Annotated in this window: 18 protein-coding genes; 11 read left to right on the top strand and 7 right to left on the bottom strand. The window is 53.1% G+C overall.

Annotation, left to right across the window (positions count from 1 at the left end; all coding sequences use genetic code 11):
- From hisD to METH11B_RS0117590, 3 genes are all read left to right on the top strand, one after another.
- Positions 1–1,302 (top strand): histidinol dehydrogenase, encoded by a 1,302-nt coding sequence (gene hisD, locus METH11B_RS0117600; RefSeq protein ID WP_026603144.1) that lies wholly within the window; start codon positions 1–3, stop codon positions 1,300–1,302.
- A 138-nt stretch (positions 1,303–1,440) separates the two neighbouring features.
- Positions 1,441–1,740 carry a BrnT family toxin gene (locus METH11B_RS0117595; protein WP_231499633.1) on the top strand — a complete coding sequence of 100 codons (300 nt, stop codon included), beginning with the start codon at positions 1,441–1,443 and terminating at the stop codon, positions 1,738–1,740.
- Complete coding sequence (locus tag METH11B_RS0117590; RefSeq protein WP_026603142.1) at positions 1,730–2,038, top strand: helix-turn-helix domain-containing protein; 309 nt, start codon at positions 1,730–1,732, stop codon at positions 2,036–2,038. Before METH11B_RS0117595 ends, METH11B_RS0117590 begins: the two co-directional genes overlap by 11 nt.
- A 267-nt stretch (positions 2,039–2,305) precedes the next feature.
- Here METH11B_RS0117590 and METH11B_RS29215 read toward each other — a convergent pair whose 3' ends face one another.
- On the bottom strand, positions 2,306–2,962 hold the full coding sequence (locus METH11B_RS29215; RefSeq protein WP_026603141.1) for a DUF4145 domain-containing protein: 657 nt from the start codon (positions 2,960–2,962) through the stop codon (positions 2,306–2,308).
- Positions 2,963–3,114: 152 nt separating this feature from the next.
- Between METH11B_RS29215 and METH11B_RS0117580 the strand changes: the two genes are divergently transcribed.
- Positions 3,115–4,344: an IS256 family transposase gene (locus tag METH11B_RS0117580; RefSeq protein ID WP_026600850.1), complete on the top strand. Its 1,230-nt coding sequence runs from the start codon at positions 3,115–3,117 to the stop codon at positions 4,342–4,344.
- A 49-nt stretch (positions 4,345–4,393) separates the two neighbouring features.
- On the opposite strand, the gene METH11B_RS0117575 is transcribed toward METH11B_RS0117580, so the two are convergent.
- From METH11B_RS0117575 to METH11B_RS0117565, 3 genes are all read right to left on the bottom strand, one after another.
- Entirely contained in the window at positions 4,394–4,855 is a 462-nt protein-coding gene (locus tag METH11B_RS0117575) for a hypothetical protein (RefSeq protein ID WP_036277763.1), read from the bottom strand.
- A gap of 434 nt (positions 4,856–5,289) precedes the next feature.
- Positions 5,290–5,958: a laminin B domain-containing protein gene (locus METH11B_RS0117570; RefSeq protein WP_026603139.1), complete on the bottom strand. Its 669-nt coding sequence runs from the start codon at positions 5,956–5,958 to the stop codon at positions 5,290–5,292.
- A gap of 434 nt (positions 5,959–6,392) precedes the next feature.
- Entirely contained in the window at positions 6,393–7,274 is an 882-nt protein-coding gene (locus METH11B_RS0117565) for a LysR substrate-binding domain-containing protein (protein WP_026603138.1), read from the bottom strand.
- Positions 7,275–7,622: 348 nt separating this feature from the next.
- On the opposite strand from METH11B_RS0117565, the gene METH11B_RS0117560 reads away from it, so the two are divergent.
- Positions 7,623–8,399, top strand: coding sequence for an ATP-binding protein (locus METH11B_RS0117560; protein ID WP_026603137.1), 777 nt, complete (start codon positions 7,623–7,625; stop codon positions 8,397–8,399).
- A gap of 93 nt (positions 8,400–8,492) precedes the next feature.
- Here the strand turns inward: METH11B_RS0117560 and METH11B_RS0117555 are convergent, their stop codons facing one another.
- A complete protein-coding gene (locus tag METH11B_RS0117555; protein WP_020483574.1) occupies positions 8,493–9,032 on the bottom strand; it encodes a response regulator in 540 nt (179 codons plus the stop codon).
- 93 nt (positions 9,033–9,125) lie between these two features.
- Positions 9,126–10,415 (bottom strand): ATP-binding protein, encoded by a 1,290-nt coding sequence (locus METH11B_RS0117550; RefSeq protein ID WP_026603136.1) that lies wholly within the window; start codon positions 10,413–10,415, stop codon positions 9,126–9,128.
- Between the two features lie 396 nt (positions 10,416–10,811).
- Between METH11B_RS0117550 and METH11B_RS0117545 the strand changes: the two genes are divergently transcribed.
- Genes METH11B_RS0117545 through METH11B_RS0117520 form a run of 6 tightly spaced genes read left to right on the top strand, consistent with a single transcriptional unit; the run spans position 10,812 to position 18,498 of the window.
- Positions 10,812–12,449 carry an ASKHA domain-containing protein gene (locus METH11B_RS0117545; protein WP_026603135.1) on the top strand — a complete coding sequence of 546 codons (1,638 nt, stop codon included), beginning with the start codon at positions 10,812–10,814 and terminating at the stop codon, positions 12,447–12,449.
- Positions 12,449–13,114: a cobalamin B12-binding domain-containing protein gene (locus tag METH11B_RS0117540; protein ID WP_026603134.1), complete on the top strand. Its 666-nt coding sequence runs from the start codon at positions 12,449–12,451 to the stop codon at positions 13,112–13,114. Before METH11B_RS0117545 ends, METH11B_RS0117540 begins: the two co-directional genes overlap by 1 nt.
- Positions 13,111–14,139 (top strand): uroporphyrinogen decarboxylase family protein, encoded by a 1,029-nt coding sequence (locus tag METH11B_RS0117535; protein WP_020483579.1) that lies wholly within the window; start codon positions 13,111–13,113, stop codon positions 14,137–14,139. Before METH11B_RS0117540 ends, METH11B_RS0117535 begins: the two co-directional genes overlap by 4 nt.
- Positions 14,136–14,756 carry a DUF1638 domain-containing protein gene (locus tag METH11B_RS0117530; protein ID WP_026603133.1) on the top strand — a complete coding sequence of 207 codons (621 nt, stop codon included), beginning with the start codon at positions 14,136–14,138 and terminating at the stop codon, positions 14,754–14,756. Before METH11B_RS0117535 ends, METH11B_RS0117530 begins: the two co-directional genes overlap by 4 nt.
- Positions 14,753–16,405: a sensor histidine kinase gene (locus METH11B_RS27940; RefSeq protein WP_026603132.1), complete on the top strand. Its 1,653-nt coding sequence runs from the start codon at positions 14,753–14,755 to the stop codon at positions 16,403–16,405. Before METH11B_RS0117530 ends, METH11B_RS27940 begins: the two co-directional genes overlap by 4 nt.
- On the top strand, positions 16,402–18,498 hold the full coding sequence (locus METH11B_RS0117520; protein WP_026603131.1) for an EAL domain-containing response regulator: 2,097 nt from the start codon (positions 16,402–16,404) through the stop codon (positions 18,496–18,498). The genes METH11B_RS27940 and METH11B_RS0117520 overlap by 4 nt, the downstream gene beginning before the upstream one ends.
- A gap of 256 nt (positions 18,499–18,754) precedes the next feature.
- Here the strand turns inward: METH11B_RS0117520 and METH11B_RS0117515 are convergent, their stop codons facing one another.
- Complete coding sequence (locus METH11B_RS0117515) at positions 18,755–19,687, bottom strand: hypothetical protein (RefSeq protein ID WP_026603130.1); 933 nt, start codon at positions 19,685–19,687, stop codon at positions 18,755–18,757.
- Positions 19,688–19,735 lie beyond the last annotated feature (48 nt).

Below are 19,735 nucleotides of genomic sequence, written 5' to 3'. Positions count from 1 at the left end.
ATGACTGCTATAAAAATGCTCCGCCTTGATAGCGCGGCAATCGACTTTGAAAAACAACTGCAAGCCCGCTTAGCCTGGGATGCCAGCGACGATCTGGAAATACACAAACGAGTGTTGGACATCATCGCCGACGTAAAAAAACGTGGCGACAAAGCGCTGCTGGAGTACACCAACCGCTTCGACGGCACCGCCTTTAAAACCGCTGCCGAACTGGAATTGGACCGAACTGCGTTGCAACAGGCCTGGGATACCTTACCCAGCACCCAGGCCATTGCTTTGCAAACCGCCGCCGACCGAGTCCGTGCTTATGCCGAGCATCAAAAACTGCAATCCTGGCAATTCACCGAGATAGACGGCACTGTGTTGGGGCAAAAAGTCACGCCACTGGATAAAGCCGGCCTCTATGTGCCGGGCGGCAAAGCCGCTTACCCATCCTCGGTATTGATGAATGCGATTCCGGCCAAAGTCGCCGGCGTCGGCGAACTGATTATGGTGGTCCCGACCCCGCGCGGCGAGACGAATGCGCTGGTATTGGCGGCGGCGCATGTCGCAGGCGTGGATAGAGTATTCACCATCGGCGGCGCCCAAGCCGTCGCGGCCTTAGCGTATGGCACCGAATCGATTCCGGCGGTGGATAAAATCGTCGGCCCCGGCAACATCTACGTCGCCACCGCCAAAAAGCTGGTGTTCGGTCAAGTCGGCATCGACATGATCGCCGGCCCGTCCGAGATATTGATCATCTGCGACGGCCAGACCAACCCGGACTGGATTGCGATGGATTTGTTCTCGCAAGCCGAACACGACGAAAACGCCCAAGCCATTTTGATCAGCGACGATGCCGCTTTTCTGCAACAAGTTGAAGCCAGCATCAATAAACTGCTGCCGGAAATGGAACGCGCCGACATCATCCGCGCCTCGCTGACCAGTCGCGGCGCGTTTGTTAAAGTCGCTAACTTATCCGAAGCCGCGCAGGTAGCCAATCGCATCGCCCCGGAACATTTGGAATTGTCCGTGGCGGAGCCGGAAGCCTTGTGCGAGCAAATCCATAACGCCGGCGCGATCTTCATGGGCCGCTTCACCGCCGAAGCGCTGGGCGATTATTGTGCCGGCCCCAACCACGTCCTGCCCACTTCCAGCACTGCCCGCTATTCGTCGCCTTTAGGGGTTTACGACTTCCAAAAGCGCAGCAGTTTGATCAATTGTTCGGCGGTTGGTGCACAGAATTTGGGCAAGATTGCTTCGGTGTTGGCGCGGGGGGAGAGTCTTACCGCGCATGCGCGGTCGGCAGAATTTAGGATTTAAGGAAATATTGCAGCCTCGGCAGGCCGGATCAGTGCGAGTGTTTCCGGCCGCTTATACCCTTCGTAGCAACACCTAAAAACCATAGCCTCCTGAACATTACCCTGCCAAAGTGATGCTGCCCTTGCACCTGGTAGGCCAATGAACTACACTGACCCCATGAATTTCGAATGGGATGACACCAAAAGCGAAACCTGTTTTCGGGAACGCGGATTCGATTTTGCCTATGCGGCCAAGGCGTTTTTTGACCCCAATCGACTAGTTCGAGCCGATAACCGCCGCGTTTACGGCGAAGACAGGTATCAACTAATGGGAATGATTCACCAGCGCCTATTTGTAGTGGCCTACACGCCGCGCCCAGAGGCCATTCGGATTATCTCGGCCCGCAAAGCCAATCAACGAGAGATCAAATTCTATGAAAATAGTACGCATGACAATTGAACCGGATTCAGAAGTTGGCCGTGTCGATCCCGCTCGTATCGATACCACCACGGAAGCCGATATAGCCCAACAAATAGCCCAGGACGAAACCAATGCGATGCTGGATTCCGCACGTTTCGCCCGTCGAGTCCGTAACCGCCTGGGTTTGAGTCAAGCCGAATTCTCCAAACGCATCGACGTTTCATTAGAAACCATCCGTAACTGGGAACAAGGCAAACGCTCACCCACTGGCGCAGCCAAGGCGTTGCTGAAAGTATTGGACAGGGCACCGGAAGCGGCTTTGGCGGCGCTAGACTAATTTTTTGTGTCGCTTTCGCGATGGATTTTATATGCCGGCGCGAACCCATAGTCGCGATACTTTATTTTACTAGGCTAAAAGTTACGATGCTCGGGGCGGGATAACGGGAACAAAACCGTCCCACAATTCCAATACTATAGAATGTACCCACGCAATGAGGCTCATCAATCGCGAACGATGCGCTTCACGTTGTTCAGCACATCCTACGGCCCTATACCCGGCCAAAGCTCCGGTGCTCGGCGCGGCATACGGGAAAAACCCACCGTGTTAGCCATGACTGAACTTGGACAGCAGGAATTGCTCCACGAAACCCAATACACTGCTCACATCTGGTTCAGCGATTTTGTCCCAATCAGCATGCATAGCAAGGTTTCGAATTCTCGGCATAGCGTCCAGTAGCGTCTTCTGGGCGCCAGCGACAAGACCTGACGACTTCAATGCATTCACAACTTCTTGCATAGACTTGTCTCCAACCGCTAGTCCATTAACATCGGCAAATCGCTTAAGAGCATCTTCGAGTGCAGCACAGGCAAGAACGGCCGCAACGTCTTTGTGTCCTTCCGCGAGGGATTTGCGGGCAAGCGCTATGAAGTCGCCGAATACCTCACCGGAAACCCTTAACTCAACATCGAATAGATAACCGCCCTCAAAGTCCTCTTTTGCGCTTAGAAACAGCGCATTCAAAGTTCTTACACTGCTATCAGATCCACCACATTCTTTGTATGCATTGACGAAGTTTTGATAGTGAGGGGATAGTTCCCCAAACGCCGCGCGAATTAGGCTTTGAGTACTTGTTGCCCATTTTTGCCATTGCCCATCTGGCACATAACTACCTGGTATTCCCCTACTATGAGACTTGAAAGGGATGGAAGAAAAACTTGCTTCCAACTCAGTAAAACGGCGCGCAAAAGTGTCTCTGAGCATAATCTATGGTTTATGTGAGCTAAAAGAAGGAGACGGTAACAACAGTATCGTTTAAAAATTTGCTGGCGCTTAGAATTTGGCGTGAGGGTGTAAGAATTTTTGTGTAAACGGCCCTGAGGTAGGAAACTACCGATCCTGATAAGGAGGAAACCATGACCGTATCATCAAAAGCCATACCGGATGACCTACTCGACGCCTTGATGTCGCACTATCAAAAACCCGAGGACCTGATCGGTGCCAATGGTCTGCTGAAGCAGTTGACCAAAGCGATAGTCGAACGGGCCCTGGAAGCGGAAATGACCGCGCACTTGGGCCACGGTAAGCATGAGGCGGTGACCAACGCCAGCAGCAATGCCCGAAACGGCAAAAGCCGGAAAACGCTGAAAGGTGACTTCGGCGACTTGCCTATCGAGATTCCCCGCGACCGTCATGGCGAATTCGAACCGCAGATCATTCCTAAGCATCAACGGCGCTGGACCGGTTTCGACGATAAGATCATTTCGTTATATGCCCGAGGACTGACGGTACGGGAAATCCAAGCCCATTTATTCGAGCTTTACGGCACCGAGGTATCCCCCACCTTGATTTCCTCGGTGACCGACGCGGTACTCGAAGAGGTGGGCGTCTGGCAAAGCCGCCCGCTGGATCCGATTTACCCGATTGTGTACCTCGACTGTCTGCATACCAAAGTGCGCGATAGTGGCAGCGTGCGGGTCAAGGCCGTCTATCTGGCCATCGGTGTCAATCTGGACGGCCACAAAGAAGTGCTGGGGCTGTGGATTGCCCAAAGCGAAGGCGCCAAATTTTGGTTGCAAGTGGTCACCGAGCTCAAGAACCGTGGCGTCAACGACATCTTTATCGCCTGTGTCGATGGTCTGAAGGGATTTCCGGAGGCTATCGAAACCGTGTTTCCCAAAGCGGCCGTTCAACTGTGTATTGTCCACTTGGTCCGTCATAGCCTCAACTATGTCAGCTACAAAAGGCGCCAGTCGGTTGCCGACGACCTCAAGCAGATTTATCGAGCCGCAACGGCGAGGGAAGCCGAGCAAAAGCTGACCGAATTCGAGGCCAACTGGCTGGAGACCTATCCCACGATCGCCCCCATCTGGCGACGAAACTGGGGGCACATCATCCCTTTTTTTGACTATCCGCCCGAGATTCGCAAGGTGATCTACACCACCAATACCATCGAATCGGTGAATCGAAGTCTGAGAAAAATCATGAAAAACCGCGCGGTCTTCCCCAGTGATGACGCCTTGTCCAAACTGCTCTATTTGGCGTTGCGCAATATCAGCCAAAATTGGACCATGCCCGTCTACGATTGGAAAGCCGCTTTGAATCGGTTTAGTATTCAGTTCGAAGATCGCTTCCCTAGCCATTAAACCAAACTACCGTTTACACAAAATTTGGGACACTCCCTTTGGCGTTGGTTCACAATGGAACAATCCGCACAAAAGAATTTATTATCCACAACGTAATGCCTGTCATAACGACTATTGCATGTGGCAGAAAGACGTGAGGCCAAGACATTACCTTACTGAGGCGAACTTCCCTCCAACCCAACGACCAAGCGTGAGTTATGTAGGGAACACTGAAATCTTCTTCTATTGTTGCTTTTCCCTGCATATAGTTTTCAATCTTCCGAAGTCTGAAATAATTTGCTTGCTGAAATGTTTTCCACGAACCCTCCACAATCCAAAAAAGCAATGACGCTCCCGCAGAAAGTAAAAGGAGTAATGGCAACTTAGCGGTGAAGGCCGCTCCGATCCCAACCATGCTTAATGTTACGCTCCACGCTTTAATGGTAAGCGCTTTTTCATCAAAGGATTCAACGGTACTTTGCAAATGAAAGTACTCCTGTCGCAAGAACTCCAAATCTACGTCTTTAGCCATATAAACCCTCTTAAGTAATCCGATGAGCTGCAATTATAGGCTGTAATTGGTGTTCGCCGTATTGCGCCAAATATTGGCCGTCGGGTTGGTGTAATGCGTTGGCTATATTGCACCCTAGACTTTCCAGTGCTAAACAACGTCCAAATCACGGGACGGTTTTCTCCCGCATGCCGCGCCGAGCACCGGAGCTTTTGGTGGGAATAGCCCGAAGGGGTGCGGCATGGATGCCGCACGTTGGCGAAGGGGCAGGAAGCCCCTTTCGCCAACCCCCGCCAAAAGCTTCGGAGCGCAGGACCAAAGCGGCATCCGGGTGGCGTTTCTTTTGGTGACTTTTCTTTGGCCAAACAAAGAAAAGTTACTCGGCTGTCGGGCCGAGACCCGACTCCAAAACCAGCCGTCGCGCCAGCGACACAACGACATAACGAGTCAGCGCGTTACGCTCGACGAATACGCGACCACCCCCCCGCAAACCCCACGCCAAATAACCAAAACGCCCCCGGTAGCGGCACCGTTTGCAAAACCACATTGTCCAGGCCGGCAGTTTCCATGATACCGCTGGTAAATTCGCCGTGAATATAAAGCCCACTCAAGTCGGACAACACATTATGAAAATCACTTTGGCTGGCGAACGCTCCGTCTGTGGTGCCCAGTCGCCATTCGGAGGACGGTGCCAGGCTCAGGCTGACATGAGTCCATCCACTGTTTGGGACGATGTTCGGATTGCGTTTCCATAGCAAGCGTTGGCCGTTGCCGACCAACATGACGTCGGTGGTTTGCCAGTTGACATCGCCATCGCGATACGTCAAATCGTAGGACAATCCGGTAGCACCGGTCTGCGGCCCCAGGAAAGCAGCGGGGGCGGAGAAGGTAAAATCGCCCCCGTCCGGATCACTGGCGGCGAGATAATTGCCGGGATTGCCACCACCTGACACGTAATTGGGTTGGTATTGACCAATGATCGAATAATTGTTCTGGCTGAAATCGGCAAAACTGACGATTTGCCAGTTCTCGCTGTCGACATCGAACGAACTGGACACGCTGGCGAGAATCGGCTGTGAAGTCAACAGGGCAATAGCAACAGGTAATAACTGTTTCTTGTTCATGATCGGTACTCCCAAGGTAAAAGCTCGGCATTGAGATCGGGCAACGTGCTTGCTTGGCCATAAGGCTCAAGGCATTGGTGGCAATAGTCGCAATTTTTGTCGCGCCTCTCATCTCCGCCTTCGAATATTCCAAGCATCAGGCTATTATCAGGCGCAATAAGGGTTAAGGACTTTTCAAATATTAGACGATTTGTAATTTCACGTCGGCGATTACTCCAGTATGCCGCAGTAAGTACCTATCTTAGTTTTTAAACGGACATACGAGACAAGGGCCGCCTTTTTTTCGGCTAAATACAAATTTACTTCTAACGAATACCCGCAGCCGACAGGCTGCCATACAGAGCAAAAGAACATCAAAGGTTTTCGTGGAAAATGTCATTTGGCCGTCAGTTCACTAACTGCCAATAAAATAGTCGCCACGCCAGCGGTGCTACCTAAATGTCCTTAGCCGCATCCCGCACCAATCCGCTCAAGCGCCGAATTAAATCCCCTCTGGCGCTGGTCTTGCGCCAAACCATACCTATGGTCCGGCTCGGCGCCGGCGCAGCGAACGGCAGATAACGTACCCCTGGTTCGTCGCGCACCGCGATACGTGGCATGAAGGTGATGCCTGTGCCGGCGTGGACCATTTGCCGCAAGGTTTCCAGACTGGTGGCGCGAAGATCCTGTTCTTCGTCGGCACCGATGGTTTGGCAGATTTGCAGGGCATGCCCACGTAGGCAATGACCTTCCTCAAGCAGCAGTAAATGCTCGCCGTTCAGATCATCTTGCTCGACTTGCAGCTTGGCCGCCAACGGATGACCTTCCGCCACCGCCAGTAAAAACTCATCGTCGAACAAGGCCTGGCTTTCCAGAAAATCCTCATAAATCGGCAAGGCTAGCAAGGCGCAATCCATCTGTCCGCTGCGGAGTTGCTGTAACAATTGCTCGGTTTTTTCCTCGACCAGAATCAGCCGGATGCGCGGTAAATCTCTCTTGATTAGGGGGACCAATGGCGGAAATAAATAGGTAGCCAGAGTGGGAAAGGCGCCGAAACGCAGGTTACCAGCCAGCGGGTCCTGGGCTGTAGCGGCCAGTTCCTTGATATTGTCTTGCTCCTTCAAGATGCGCCTTGCCGACGCCACGATCTGCTCGCCCAGCTCGGTAGGCAGCACTTTTTTATTGGTGCGCTCGAAAATCTGGATACCCAATTCGTCTTCCAACTTTTTTATCTGGGTACTCAAGGTCGGCTGGCTGATGCAGCAACGGTCTGCCGCCTGTACAAAGCTGCGCAAGTCGGCAACGGCGATTAAATAATGTAAATCCCGCAGATTCATAGCCACCCCGTAAATAGCCAATAGCTATCGTTTAAATGATAACAATCGATTATAAGTCGATCATCGCGCAGAAACGAGCCTCGGCAGCCAAAGCCGCGACTTAAAATAAAGTCTAAGCAGTCCTTGGTTACCGGCACAAGCGGCATATACTGGCTACAGTGGGTAGCCACATTTCCACAATAGCTATAACTTTCCCACAAAATCTGTGGATAACTCTGTTGGCAACCCGTTAAAAGCCGCGCTAAGTTGTTGCTGTGCTTAGAGTGGCGTTAAATTGTCTAAAATTTATACAATATTCATTTCTTTACACAAACCGGCACTTCGACCGGCCCCAGCCAAGGATCACAGATGATAGATTGGAACCACACCTATGCGGCAATTTGGCGCCAGCGCCAGGCGTTTCTGCGTCCCGTTCGGCAAATCGATCCGATCCGGCTGGACCAACTGCTGGGCATAGAGCCGCAAAAGCAGCAAATGATAGACAACACCCTTCGCTTTCTGGCCGGACTGCCGGCGAATAATGCCTTGTTGTGGGGTGCGCGCGGCACTGGCAAGTCCTCGCTGGTGAAAGCCTTGTTGAACGAATATTTGCACGAAGGTTTACGCGTCATCGAAGTCGATAAGCAAGACTTGCTGTATCTGCCGGAAATCGTCGACGACATCCGCGAACACAATCAGCGTTTTATTATTTATTGCGACGATTTATCGTTTGAGAATGGCGACGCGCTCTACAAGCCGCTGAAAAGTGTATTGGAAGGCTCTATCGAACTGCCGCCTGAGAATGTGTTGTTTTATGCCACGTCCAATCGCCGCCATCTGCTGCCGGAACATATGCGCGACAATCTGGATACCCTGCTGGTTGACAACGAGGTGCATTATTCCGACACCATAGAGGAAAAAATCTCGCTGTCCGACCGCTTCGGTTTGCGGCTGGCGTTTTACCCGCAACACACCCAGACTTACTTGGACATTGTCGACAGTTATTTCGTCGATTATCCCGGCAACCGTGAGGCTTTGCACAAGGCCGCGTTGGACTTTGCCCATCAGAATGCCGCCAAAAACGGTCGAACCGCGAAGCAATTTTTCAATGCCTTTAGTAATGACGAGCGTACCGAACAGCTGTAACTCAGCTCTAAAACGGCTACCGGTTATAAAGATTCTTCTGATTAGACAGAATCTTCAGTTAACGCGAAGGAGGAACCGTTGGAAGACCTCTGACTATTGCAAATCCTCGTCGTCGAGAATAATGGAACCATCTTGCGCCCAATTGACTTGAGTGATACCCGGCTCCTCGGCTTCCAACGCTTTAATAATCGCTTCTTTTTCATTCAGGAGTATCTGCTGCGCCCGCACCTGATCGGCCAAGGCGCGGTTTTCCAACAACATCCGCTTGTGCGCCAGACCATTCTCAACGACGTTGACGATTTCCAGATTACTCCATGGCTTGTTGATAAAGCGAAACACTTCCGCCTCATTGATGGCGTGCTGCGCGCCTTCCAGATCGGCAAAGCCGGTCAACACAATGCGCACTGCATCGGGCTGCATGCGCTTGAACAAAATCAAAAAGTCGATACCGTTAATTCCCGGCATCCGGTAATCGGAAATCACCAAATCAAAGCTATGTTCTTCGGCTAACAACAGCGCTTCCTCGCCGCTGATTGCGGTAATAGGCTCGTATTGTTTCAGCAAACGCGTCAGCGCTTTCAACACGTTCGGCTCGTCGTCGACGATCAGTATTTTAATGTCTGCCTGGTTCATGGTTTTGCAATATCAGTAATCTATTAATGAGATAGTCTGGCAGGTAACGCCCCTTCTGCAAGTTCGGTTTTAAAAAACCGCCAGACAGCCAGACTATTCGGCGGCCCCCAATTCCGGCGGCCGAATCGGCAGCCAGACTCGAAACCGGCTACCCTGCCCAAGCTGGCTGGTCACTTCGATTCTACCGCCATGCTTACGGACGATATTTTGCGACACCGACAACCCTAAGCCGGTGCCCTTGCCGACCGGCTTGGTGGTAAAGAACGGCTCAAACAAACGCGGCAGGTTCTCCGGGTCAATACCTTTGCCGTTATCGCTGATTTCCACCCAGACACCCCGGTCCGCGCAACCCGTACTAATCTGAATATCGCCTTTGGTCTCGATAGCGTGCGCGGCGTTAATCAGTAAATTCATAAACACCTGATTCAATTGCGAAGGCAAACAATAAATCTGCGGTATCTCGCCGTATTGCTTGTGTACGGTGCAATGGTACTTCAGTTCATTGTTGATGATATTCAACGTGGAATCCAACCCCTTGTGCAAATCGCCCAATTCCCAATCGTTTTTGTCGGCATGCGCAAAATCCTTCAAATCCTGAATAATGTCGCGCACCCGCGACAAGCCTTCCATGGATTCGGCGATCAATTCCGGAATATCATTACGTAAATAATCAAGCTGCTTGGTATGTTTCAGCTCGCGCAAGCTTTGCAGCGTCTCCGCCGATAAGGGATTTTCGTCTAAGGCCGCGTTACTGGCATCCATCACGCAAAAAACATCGCGCAAATAGCCGCTCAGCGTATTCAAATTGGAATTGACAAAACCGATGGGATTATTGATTTCGTGAGCGATGCCGGCCGCCAATTGCCCTATCGCCGCCAATTTTTCCGATTGCAATAATTGCAAATGCACAGCCTCATTCTCCTGATGCCGGCGTTGCACTTCGGTTTCCAGATAGGCATTTTGGTCTTTTAGCCAATCGCGGGCATGCTTCAGTTCCAGCTGGGTTTTGATTCGGGCCAATAGAATCGACAAATGACACGGCTTGTAAAGGTAATCCACCGCACCGAGTGACAGCCCCCGCTCTTCCTCCAGATCAGAGGTCAAGGCGGTCACGAATATCACCGGAATATCGCCGGTTTTGGGATCGGCTTTTAGCTGGCCGATGACTTCATACCCATCCATATCGGGCATCATCACATCCAACAAAATCAAATCCGGCTTTGGGGTACCTCGCGCCAGTTGCAAGGCTCTCTGCCCGCTGGTAGCCACCAAAACCTGATAATACGGCGCGAGAAACTGCCCGAACACCGACAGATTGATGGACTCGTCATCGACTAACAGAATGGTGGCTTGGCGCTCTGTCGATTGTTTATCGGATTCCATCTAAATTCCGTTGGATTGGGTAAAACCATGATCTGGATTGACTGCAAGCGTCTCAGGCAGGCGGGTTCCAGTCACGAATCCGCTTTTTGGCGCATCGGCAAAGTTTACCCGATTGTCGATGACATTCCATCACGAACAGTGTGCCCTTAGCCCAAAGCGCCTTTTCGGCAAAGCTTAGCCGCATATCGGGGAGTTTATGCCGTAAAAGCCGATCTGATAAAGACAAATCGCTTACACAACAGGATTGGGCCAGCGAAACGGCCGATACGCACTAAAATGATAGGGGAAAACCACTGGCTGTTTTACCAATGCCGAATAGATCAAAACCCAGATCATGCCAGACCTTAACGAAGGCGAAGGCGCAATTGCTATCACTCATACAGGTTTCCATCGCCTATGATCACCATCGCTCCCGATACCGGACGACCAGAGCCCCCAGCTGGCGATATGCTGGCGACGGTCGCCAGTAACGAACAGACGCTACGCATACCGCTTAAACCTGATCTGTCGGTCCGCCAAGCCCTCGACACCACCGATTTACGCGTACGCGCAGCCTGTGGCGGTTTGGGCACCTGTGGCGCGTGTCTGATTCAAACCGTCGACGGCGAGTTTAACCCGCCGACGCTGGCGGAACGGCAAAAGCTGCTACCGGAAGATCTGGCTAGCGGCATACGTTTGGCCTGCCAGTTGCGGGCGCGCAGCGACTGCAAGCTTTACCTGGAAAATCCAGCGCCGCGTTCTGCATGGAAAAGTCTGGACCCCACCCCGCTTTATCAAGCACAAGGCAATCCAGCCGTTTCCGAATATGTCTATGGTGTGGCGGTCGATCTGGGGACGACACACATCCGCCTGTCATTGTGGAATCGACAATCCGGCCGACGCATTGGCACCCGTTACAGCATCAATCCGCAAGTCGCGTATGGCGCCGATGTTCTGACCCGGCTGGATGCTGAGCGCCTGGACGAGCAAGATTGCCGCCGCATAGGCCAGCAAGCGCGCGACGCGATCATGGACGGCATACGCGATATTCTCAGCCGCGATATGGGCGAAATAACGCCGATACTGGCAGAGTTGGGCAAGGTGTTGATCGTCGGCAATACCGCGATGTTGACGCTGATTTGCGGCAATAGCGGCGACAGCCTCTACCAACCCGAAAACTGGCAAAGCCCCATCACCTGCCTGCCCGCCGATGCCGATGTCTGGCGCCAGGCATGGCGTACCCCGCATGCCGACATCGACATTGCCCAACCGCTGGCCGGCTTTATTGGTTCGGATTTGCTGGCCGACCTGCTCGCCACCGGTATTACCGAACAATCGCAACCGATGTTGTTGGCCGACTTCGGCACCAATACCGAAATCGCGGTGTGGGACGGCACAAACCTGTGGGCCAGTTCGGTGCCGGGCGGCCCGGCTTTCGAAGGAGTAGGCATGCGCAACGGTTTAACCGCCGAGGCCGGTGCAATTTGCAAAGTGTCGGCAAACGGCTTACAGACGATAGGAGATGCCCCGGCGCGCGGCTATTGCGCCAGCGGCTTCATTGATGCAATTGCCTTGCTGCTGGACCAAAAGCACCTGAAACCGTCCGGACGCTTCGCCGAACCCCCAACCGAACATGGCTTTTTATTGCAAGCCGATATGCCAAAAAGTGCCATTTTTGCGAGCGACATCGATATTTTCCAGCGTGCCAAGGCATCGACAGCCGCTGCCATGGCACAATTGCTGGCTTTAGCAGACTTGTCAGTAAACGATTTAGACAGGTTATGGATTTGCGGAAGTTTTGGGCAACATCTGGACCTAAACAGCGCGTTCCGGGTCGGTTTACTGCCGACGATGCCCCGCGAGCGGATCAGCCTGCTGGCCAATGCCAGTCTGGCCGGCTGCGAACAACTGCTGTTGAATCCAGCCGGGCCAAGTCTCTTAAGTAATATTGTGCAACGGGCGCACGTGGTCAATCTCGGCGGGGTTTTCGAATATGAAAACCGCTTCATCGACAATTTACGCTTGCAGCCCATGTCCATCGAGGAATTCCAGTAATGCTCGACGCTTATATTCAATCCTACAACCAAGCGGTATTCGAGACCGATAAACAGGGGGCTCTGGATGTCGTCAATCAGGCCTTGAGCGACGGATTCAGCCCGGAAGATATCGTCTTCAAATTAGTCATCCCCGCTGTCGAATTGATGATGACTTTGATCGAAAAGGATCCTGACGCCAATCTGGCTCAGCATTTCATGACCGCGCAAATCGCCGCCGACGTCACCGAAAAAATGCTGGAAAAATTCAGTAAACCGCCGGAAATGATAGGTCGCGTCGTCATCGGCGCCGCTTACGGCGACCTGCATTCCTTAGGCAAACGGATCGTCAGCGGCTGTTTGAAATCGCTGATGGTGGACGTGGTCGATCTGGGCACCAATGTCAGCGCCGAAAAATTCGTCGATACCGCAATGACCGAGAACGCTCAAGTCATCGCGGTATCCGCCATGATGGTCCACACCGCCACCAGCGAAAAAGGCAGTTTGGGTGTGCGCGCACTATTACAGGAGCGCGGCTTGGAGCAACAAATCAAACTGGCGGTAGGCGGTGCTCCCTACCGTTTCGATCCCGAGTTATACACCAAGGTCGGCGCGGATGCCTGGGCGCCGGATGGCGTCACCGCCGCCAAAGTCATCGTCGATTTGATTCGCGAGGTTAAGCCATGACACCCTTGGAAATTCTCAGCGCCGCGACGACCGGCAGCCCCGCGCCGCGCATCCCGGTTTTTTGCAATCTGCCCGATCACGGCGCCCGGGAATTAGCTATGACCGCCAAGGAATACTTCAGCAGGGGCGAATATGTCGCCGATGGTCAATTACGCCTGTTGCAGCGCTACGGCTACGACAACATCTGGAGCCTGCATTACGTAGGCAAGGAAGCCGAATTGTTGGGGTGCCGGGAAATCCTGTTTGCCGACGACGGCGTACCGAATGTCGCCGACTTCATCATCAAAAACCTGGACGACATCGCCAAACTCGAAATTCCCGCCGACATTACCCAACAACCAGCCTGGCAACCCGTCGCCGACAGCCTAAAGATTTTGCGCAGCGAAGTCGGCGCCACGCATCCGATTTGCGCGTACATCACGGCCTCGACCACGTTGCCGGCCATCTTGATGGGCATGGATAAATGGATGGAGCTATTCCTGCTCGGGCCATTCGATGTCCGCGACGAATTGCTGCGAAAGTGCTCGGATTTCGTCCAAAAGGAAATCGCTGCGCTCCGCGCCTTCGGCGCCAATGTACTGATTTATTCCACGCCATTCGGCTCACCGTATTTCGTCAGCCGCAAACAAATAGAGCAAATCGTGATGCCCTGGATGCGGCGAGACCTGCTGCCTGGCGATAACGAAGACATCGTCTATTACTGTGGCATGGCGCCATTCAACGATGTGATCGACTTAGTTTTCGATGAACTTCACATCAAAACCCACCACATCAGCCCGCTCGCCGACATTGCCGAAGCCAAACGCCTGATTAATACTCGCGGCCTGACCTGCGGGGTAATCGACGATATAAAAATGATTCACTGGAGCGCCGAGCAAACCCGCGCCGAAGTGCAGCGTATTGTCGAAATAGGCAAAACCGGCGGCCATTTTTTGTTCGGTAACGGCGTAATGCCATTGGCAGTGCCCGAGGCCAATATTAGAGCCATGGTCGCTGCCGCATTCGAATATGGGAGACAGCCATGAAAACCTTCGCGATACAGCCGGAAAATCAAACACCGCTGACCATGATAGGCTGCGGCATCTTACGGAAGGAAGTGGATAGATTAATCGCGAAAAATCACTGGAACGTCCACACCCATTATCTGGATTCGGCCCTGCACAATTACCTGAATCGTTTATCGACGGAATTGAATCAGGCATTGGAAGAGCGCGAAAAACTCGGCGAGAAAACCGTGGTGTTTTACGGCGGCTGCCACCCGTTGATGGAAAAATATCTGGAAGGCCACCACACCTGCCGTACCCAAGGCCAAAACTGTATTGTGATGCTGTTGGGCTACGAATTATTCATGCAGGAACTGGAAAAAGGCGCGTATTTTTTACTGGAAGACTGGGCCTTGACCTGGGAACCGATGATCACCGCCTGCTTCGGCGCGAACATGACGGTGATCAGGGAGATATTTCACAGTAGCCACAAATATATCCTGGCGCTGCGCACCCCGTGTAACGGCGATTTCAGCGCCGCCGCCGAAACCGCTGCGCGCTTCGTGGATTTGCCGCTGGAATGGATGGATGTCGGCCTGGAGCATTTGGAAACCGTTTTGGCCGATGCCATTCAACGCCGGCTTGCCGGGGAACAATGACTCAAGCACCTTCCAATCAAGAGTTGCAGGAACGGATCAAGCAATTGGAAACCCGCGTCCGCAAGCTTTCGGAAGAAAAGGCGAATCTATATTTGATTCTGCACATGCTGGAGCTGTTAAACCCCATCGCCGGCGTCGAAGGGCTGCTGGAGAGCTTAATGACTGCTTTGTGCGGCAGTTTGGGCGGCAGCAATATCGAAATTTATTATCTGGACGCGGGGATCATCCATTACGCCAATTTGGCCGGCGACCGCCAAGTTATCGACCATATCGACGACCCCTTGATCAACGAAGTTTTTCAGCAGCGCCGCTTTGTCGAACAAGCCACGGATTCTCAGCATACCTTACTGCGCGGCATGACCCCGGCCATTGCCTGCACCTGGGTCATGCCCTTACAGGTGGGCAAAGAATTAATCGGCGCCATCAAAATGACCGACATGTTGGGCTCTGCGCAAATGCGCGATTATCTATCGCCGTTTTTCTCGCACATGGCGCTGATTTTAAGCAACGAAATTAAGACCCGCATCGCGGAAAGCGCGAATCAGGCCAAAAGTAATTTCCTGGCCACCATGTCGCACGAAATCCGCACCCCATTGAACGGTATCTTGGGAATGGCGCAACTGCTGAGTCTGCCAGACTGCGACCCAAGCAGGCATCAAGAATGCGCCCGCACTATCCTCGCATCCGGACAAACCCTGTTAACCCTGTTAAACGATGTCTTGGATTTGTCCAAAATCGAGGCGAATCGACTGGAACTGGTTTACTCAGCCGCGCAGCCTCGGCAAATCATCACCGAAGTACAGTCGCTGTTCAGGGAAAGCGCGCTTCAGAAAAACCTGCAAATCGAAACCGTCTGGCTCGGCCCCTGCGAGCAATGCTATCTACTGGATCAAATCAGAGTAAGGCAAATGCTCTCAAATCTGGTCAGCAATGCCATCAAATTTACCAATCATGGCGCGATCCAAATCCAGGTAACGGAGTTGCGTCGGCAAGGTTCGCAAGCACAACTGGAATTTTCTGTGTCCGATCAAGGCATCGGCATTGCCGCCGACCAACAAAGCCTACTATTCAAACCTTTTACCCAAATCGACGCCAGTTCGACGCGGCGTTACACCGGCACCGGCCTGGGCTTATCCATCGTCCAGCGTTTTGCCGGGCTGATGCAGGGCGAAGCCGGAGTGGAAAGTAGTCCCGGCATGGGCGCACGGTTCTGGTTCAAAATTCGCTGCGACCTGGCTGATTGTCAACTGCATAACCACAACTCAGAACAACAGCGCTTACCCGTCCCGTGCGCGGAAATGTATTCCGCAGCAATCAATGCCGAACACTATCAAGACACACCCATCCATCCTGGGCAACCCGTCATGGCGGTGACCGACCCGGCAATCAGTAAGGAAGACATCTACTTGCTTCACCACAACCAAGAAATACGGCCGCTACTGGACGAACTCGACGCATTACTTGCCAAAAACATGTTCCATGCCATTAATCACGTTAAAGCATTGCAGAATTTACTGCGCGCTAGTGCGGTAGAACCGCGGTTTTCCGAAATAGCTCAATCGGTCAACGAAATGAAATTCGACCAGGCACGCCAGCAATTGCGGCAGCTTTATTCAGCCTTGGGTTGGGACGGAGCACAAACCGAGTGAACAGCAAACAGTTGAAAATTCTCGCCATTGACGACAGCCCCGCCAACCTGGCCTTGTTGGGCTTGGCATTACAGGACGATTATCAAATTCAAATCGCCACCTCCGGCGGTAAAGGCCTGGAACTGGCGCTGGATGAGCCGCCCGATCTAATCCTGCTCGATATTATGATGCCGGATATGGACGGCTACGAAACCTGTCGGCGGATCAAGGCCAGTCCGCTATTAAAGGACATTCCGATTGTGTTCGTGACCGCTTTGAACGAAATTCAAGCCGAAGCCCAGGGCTTTTCCTTGGGCGCCGCGGACTATCTGACCAAACCCATCAGTATCGAAATTGCCCGCTTGCGGATTCGCAACCTGTTGGAACGCGAACAATTTCGTCAGGAACTGCAACGCCGCGAAGCTGAACAACGCTTGGCAGCCAGCGTCTTCGCCCACACTCACGACAGCGTAGTCATTACCGACAGCGAGAATCGCATCATCGATGTCAACGCGGCTTTTAGCCGAATCACAGGTTACGCACGCGAAGAAGTGCTGGGTAAAAACCCCAGCATGCTCAAATCCGGCCGGCAATCGGCGGAGTTTTATAAATCTATGTGGCAATCGCTAAACACACACGATCATTGGAGCGGCGAACTGTGGAACCGCAACAAAAAGGGCGAGGTCTTCGCGGCACTGACGTCAATTTCGGTGGTGCGGGACGACGACGGCCAAATTCATCATTACATCGGCTTATCGGCGGACATCACTCCGCTGAAGAACCATGAATACGATCTGGAACGCATCGCCCATTTCGATCCGCTGACCGGCATTCCCAACCGCGTGTTGCTGGCCGACCGCCTCGCACAAGCACTGGCCCACACGCACCGTGCCGGCAACCATATGGCGGTATGCTATCTGGATCTGGATGGTTTTAAACCGGTCAACGATCAGTACGGCCACGAAGTGGGCGATCAATTGCTGATTGAAACATCCCTACGCATCCGCGACTGCCTGCGCGCCGGCGATACTGTGGCTCGCATCGGCGGCGATGAGTTTGTGCTGCTATTGCTGGATTTTAACGACAGCCGCGAATGCGAGGCGGTATTGGAGCGCATGCTTTGCAAAGTCGCGGAACCCATGTCGATTGCAGATAACCTGGTCTGCGTCTCCGCCAGCGTGGGCCTTACCCTGTACCCCGACGATCTGGCGAGCGCGGACACCTTGTTGCGGCATGCCGACCAGGCCATGTATGTCGCCAAACAACGCGGCAAAAATCGCTACCACCTGTTCGATCAGGAACTGGATCGGATAGCGCTGATACGCGGCGAAACCTTAACGCAAATCGAAACCGCGCTGCTGAATAACCAGTTCGTGCTGTATTTTCAACCCAAGGTCAATATGCGCCTGGGTAAAGTACTGGGCGCGGAAGCATTGATTCGCTGGCAGCACCCCGAGCGTGGCTTATTGTCGCCTGCGGCGTTTTTACCCGACATAGAAGGCACCGAGCTGGTCATAGCGCTAGGCAATTGGGTCTTGGCCCGCGCCCTGGACCACCTGCAAATCTGGCAAGACATGGGCTTGAACATTGCCATTAGTATCAATATCGCCCCGCGCCACTTACTACACCAGGACTTCGTCGAAACCTTGAAAACCGGCTTTGCCGCGCATCCGCAATTGCGCCCCCACTGCCTGGAACTGGAGATACTGGAAACAGCGGCGCTGGAGGATATTGGCCGGGTCACCGCCGTGATGAAGGAATGCCAAAAACTAGGCGTCGGCTTTGCATTGGACGATTTCGGTACCGGTTATTCGTCACTAACTTACCTGAAAGCCTTACCGGCCGACACCTTAAAGATCGACCAATCGTTTATTCGCGACATTCTCGGCGATCCGGAAGATTTGGCCATCGTCGCCGGCATTATCAATCTCACCGCCGCCTTTCATCGGCAAGTAATAGCCGAAGGCGTCGAAACGGAAGAACACGGCCTGCTGCTGCTGAAACTGGGCTGCGACAACGCCCAAGGCTATGGCATCGCCCGGCCCATGCCGGCCGCGGACTTACCGCGATGGATAACTAATTGGCTGCCGAATCAGGAATGGCTGAAAAATTAGTTGTTGGGACGGATCGACTTTTACGACAGCCCCTCCGCGAGCGGGCCGGGGACCAGGGAATTTAAGCAAATACGTTAATACCGAGGCTATCCAGTCAAAACAGCGTAAAACAATCGTGGCTATAAGCGAAGCGCATCCGGCAATTTTGGTGGATGCGCACAGCTTATCCACCCTACACGTCACAAGCGCTGAACAGAGACAATAAATACTTGGGCTATTAACCCGGCTCTATTTTTCACAAGTATTCCGTTCCGGCTCACTGCGGCTTATGGATTTCCAGGTTTTCGATGAAATATTTAAACAGTCGACAGTCGTCGTCACTGGGCGGACCAAATGCTTGCAAATGTTGGATTATGGATTGCACGGAATTTGGATGCGCACTCAAATAAGCACCGCGGGTCTTGGCTAGTTTTAAATTGTTGGCGGCTTTTTCAAAGCCCTCTTCACCCAAATAAAAATGCAAAGCTGCCAACGCCACCAACTGCGCTTCGCCGTGCGCGCCAGTCGTTTTCGGCCAGCGACTGGCGAAGCAGCGCAAGCGATTTAAAAAGGCTTTGACGGTACGCGGCGAATTAATCTCCGGCGGCTGGGATTGGGTTTGGTGAATCAGCGGGTACCAGATCCGTAAGGCTGCGGCAAACTCCGGGGTGTCCTGAGTTTGCCTGGGTCCGAACCAATCCCGACCAAAGGCTTTGTAAGCCACGTCCAGATTATCCACCAGCCAATTTCGCGCCCTTTCGTTGACACCTACCCACGCCAAACCACCGACCAACAGCATAAACAGCAGCAACAAGCCATAGCCGATGCGTTGCGGCCAGGGCGTCAGTTGTTCGAGGTTGAAATCGGCGCGAAACGAAGCGATGCCGGACACGATTTGAGGTTGGTCCAGCTGATCGGCGACAGGATCGACGCTGGTTTCCACTGCCTTAGCCGTCGATTCCGTCGCCGGCTGCGCAGCCGCAACCAGCGGTTTGGGAGTGGAGGGTATCGGTTGACTGGCATGGTAGCCCGCCCAAACCATCGCAACTAATAGGAGTAAAACTTGTAAGGTCAAAACCAAGCCTTTGCCCATTTTTTGTAAACGCTGATCGCGTTGGCCAAGACCATCCTCCTCGCCGCCGTTGCCGGTTAACAGGTTCAACATGGCCTCGCTACCGGCGGTAGGCACCGGCACTTCAATGTTGATCAATTTTTGCAGATAAAAGCGTGCCAGACTGCGTGGTTTTTGAATTGGGGC

Origin of the sequence: Methylomonas sp. 11b (genome assembly GCF_000515215.1) — a bacterium.
GTDB lineage: Bacteria > Pseudomonadota > Gammaproteobacteria > Methylococcales > Methylomonadaceae > Methylomonas.
The sequence above is the reverse complement of the archived record's forward strand: the minus strand, read 5'-3'. Positions and strand labels throughout refer to the sequence as shown.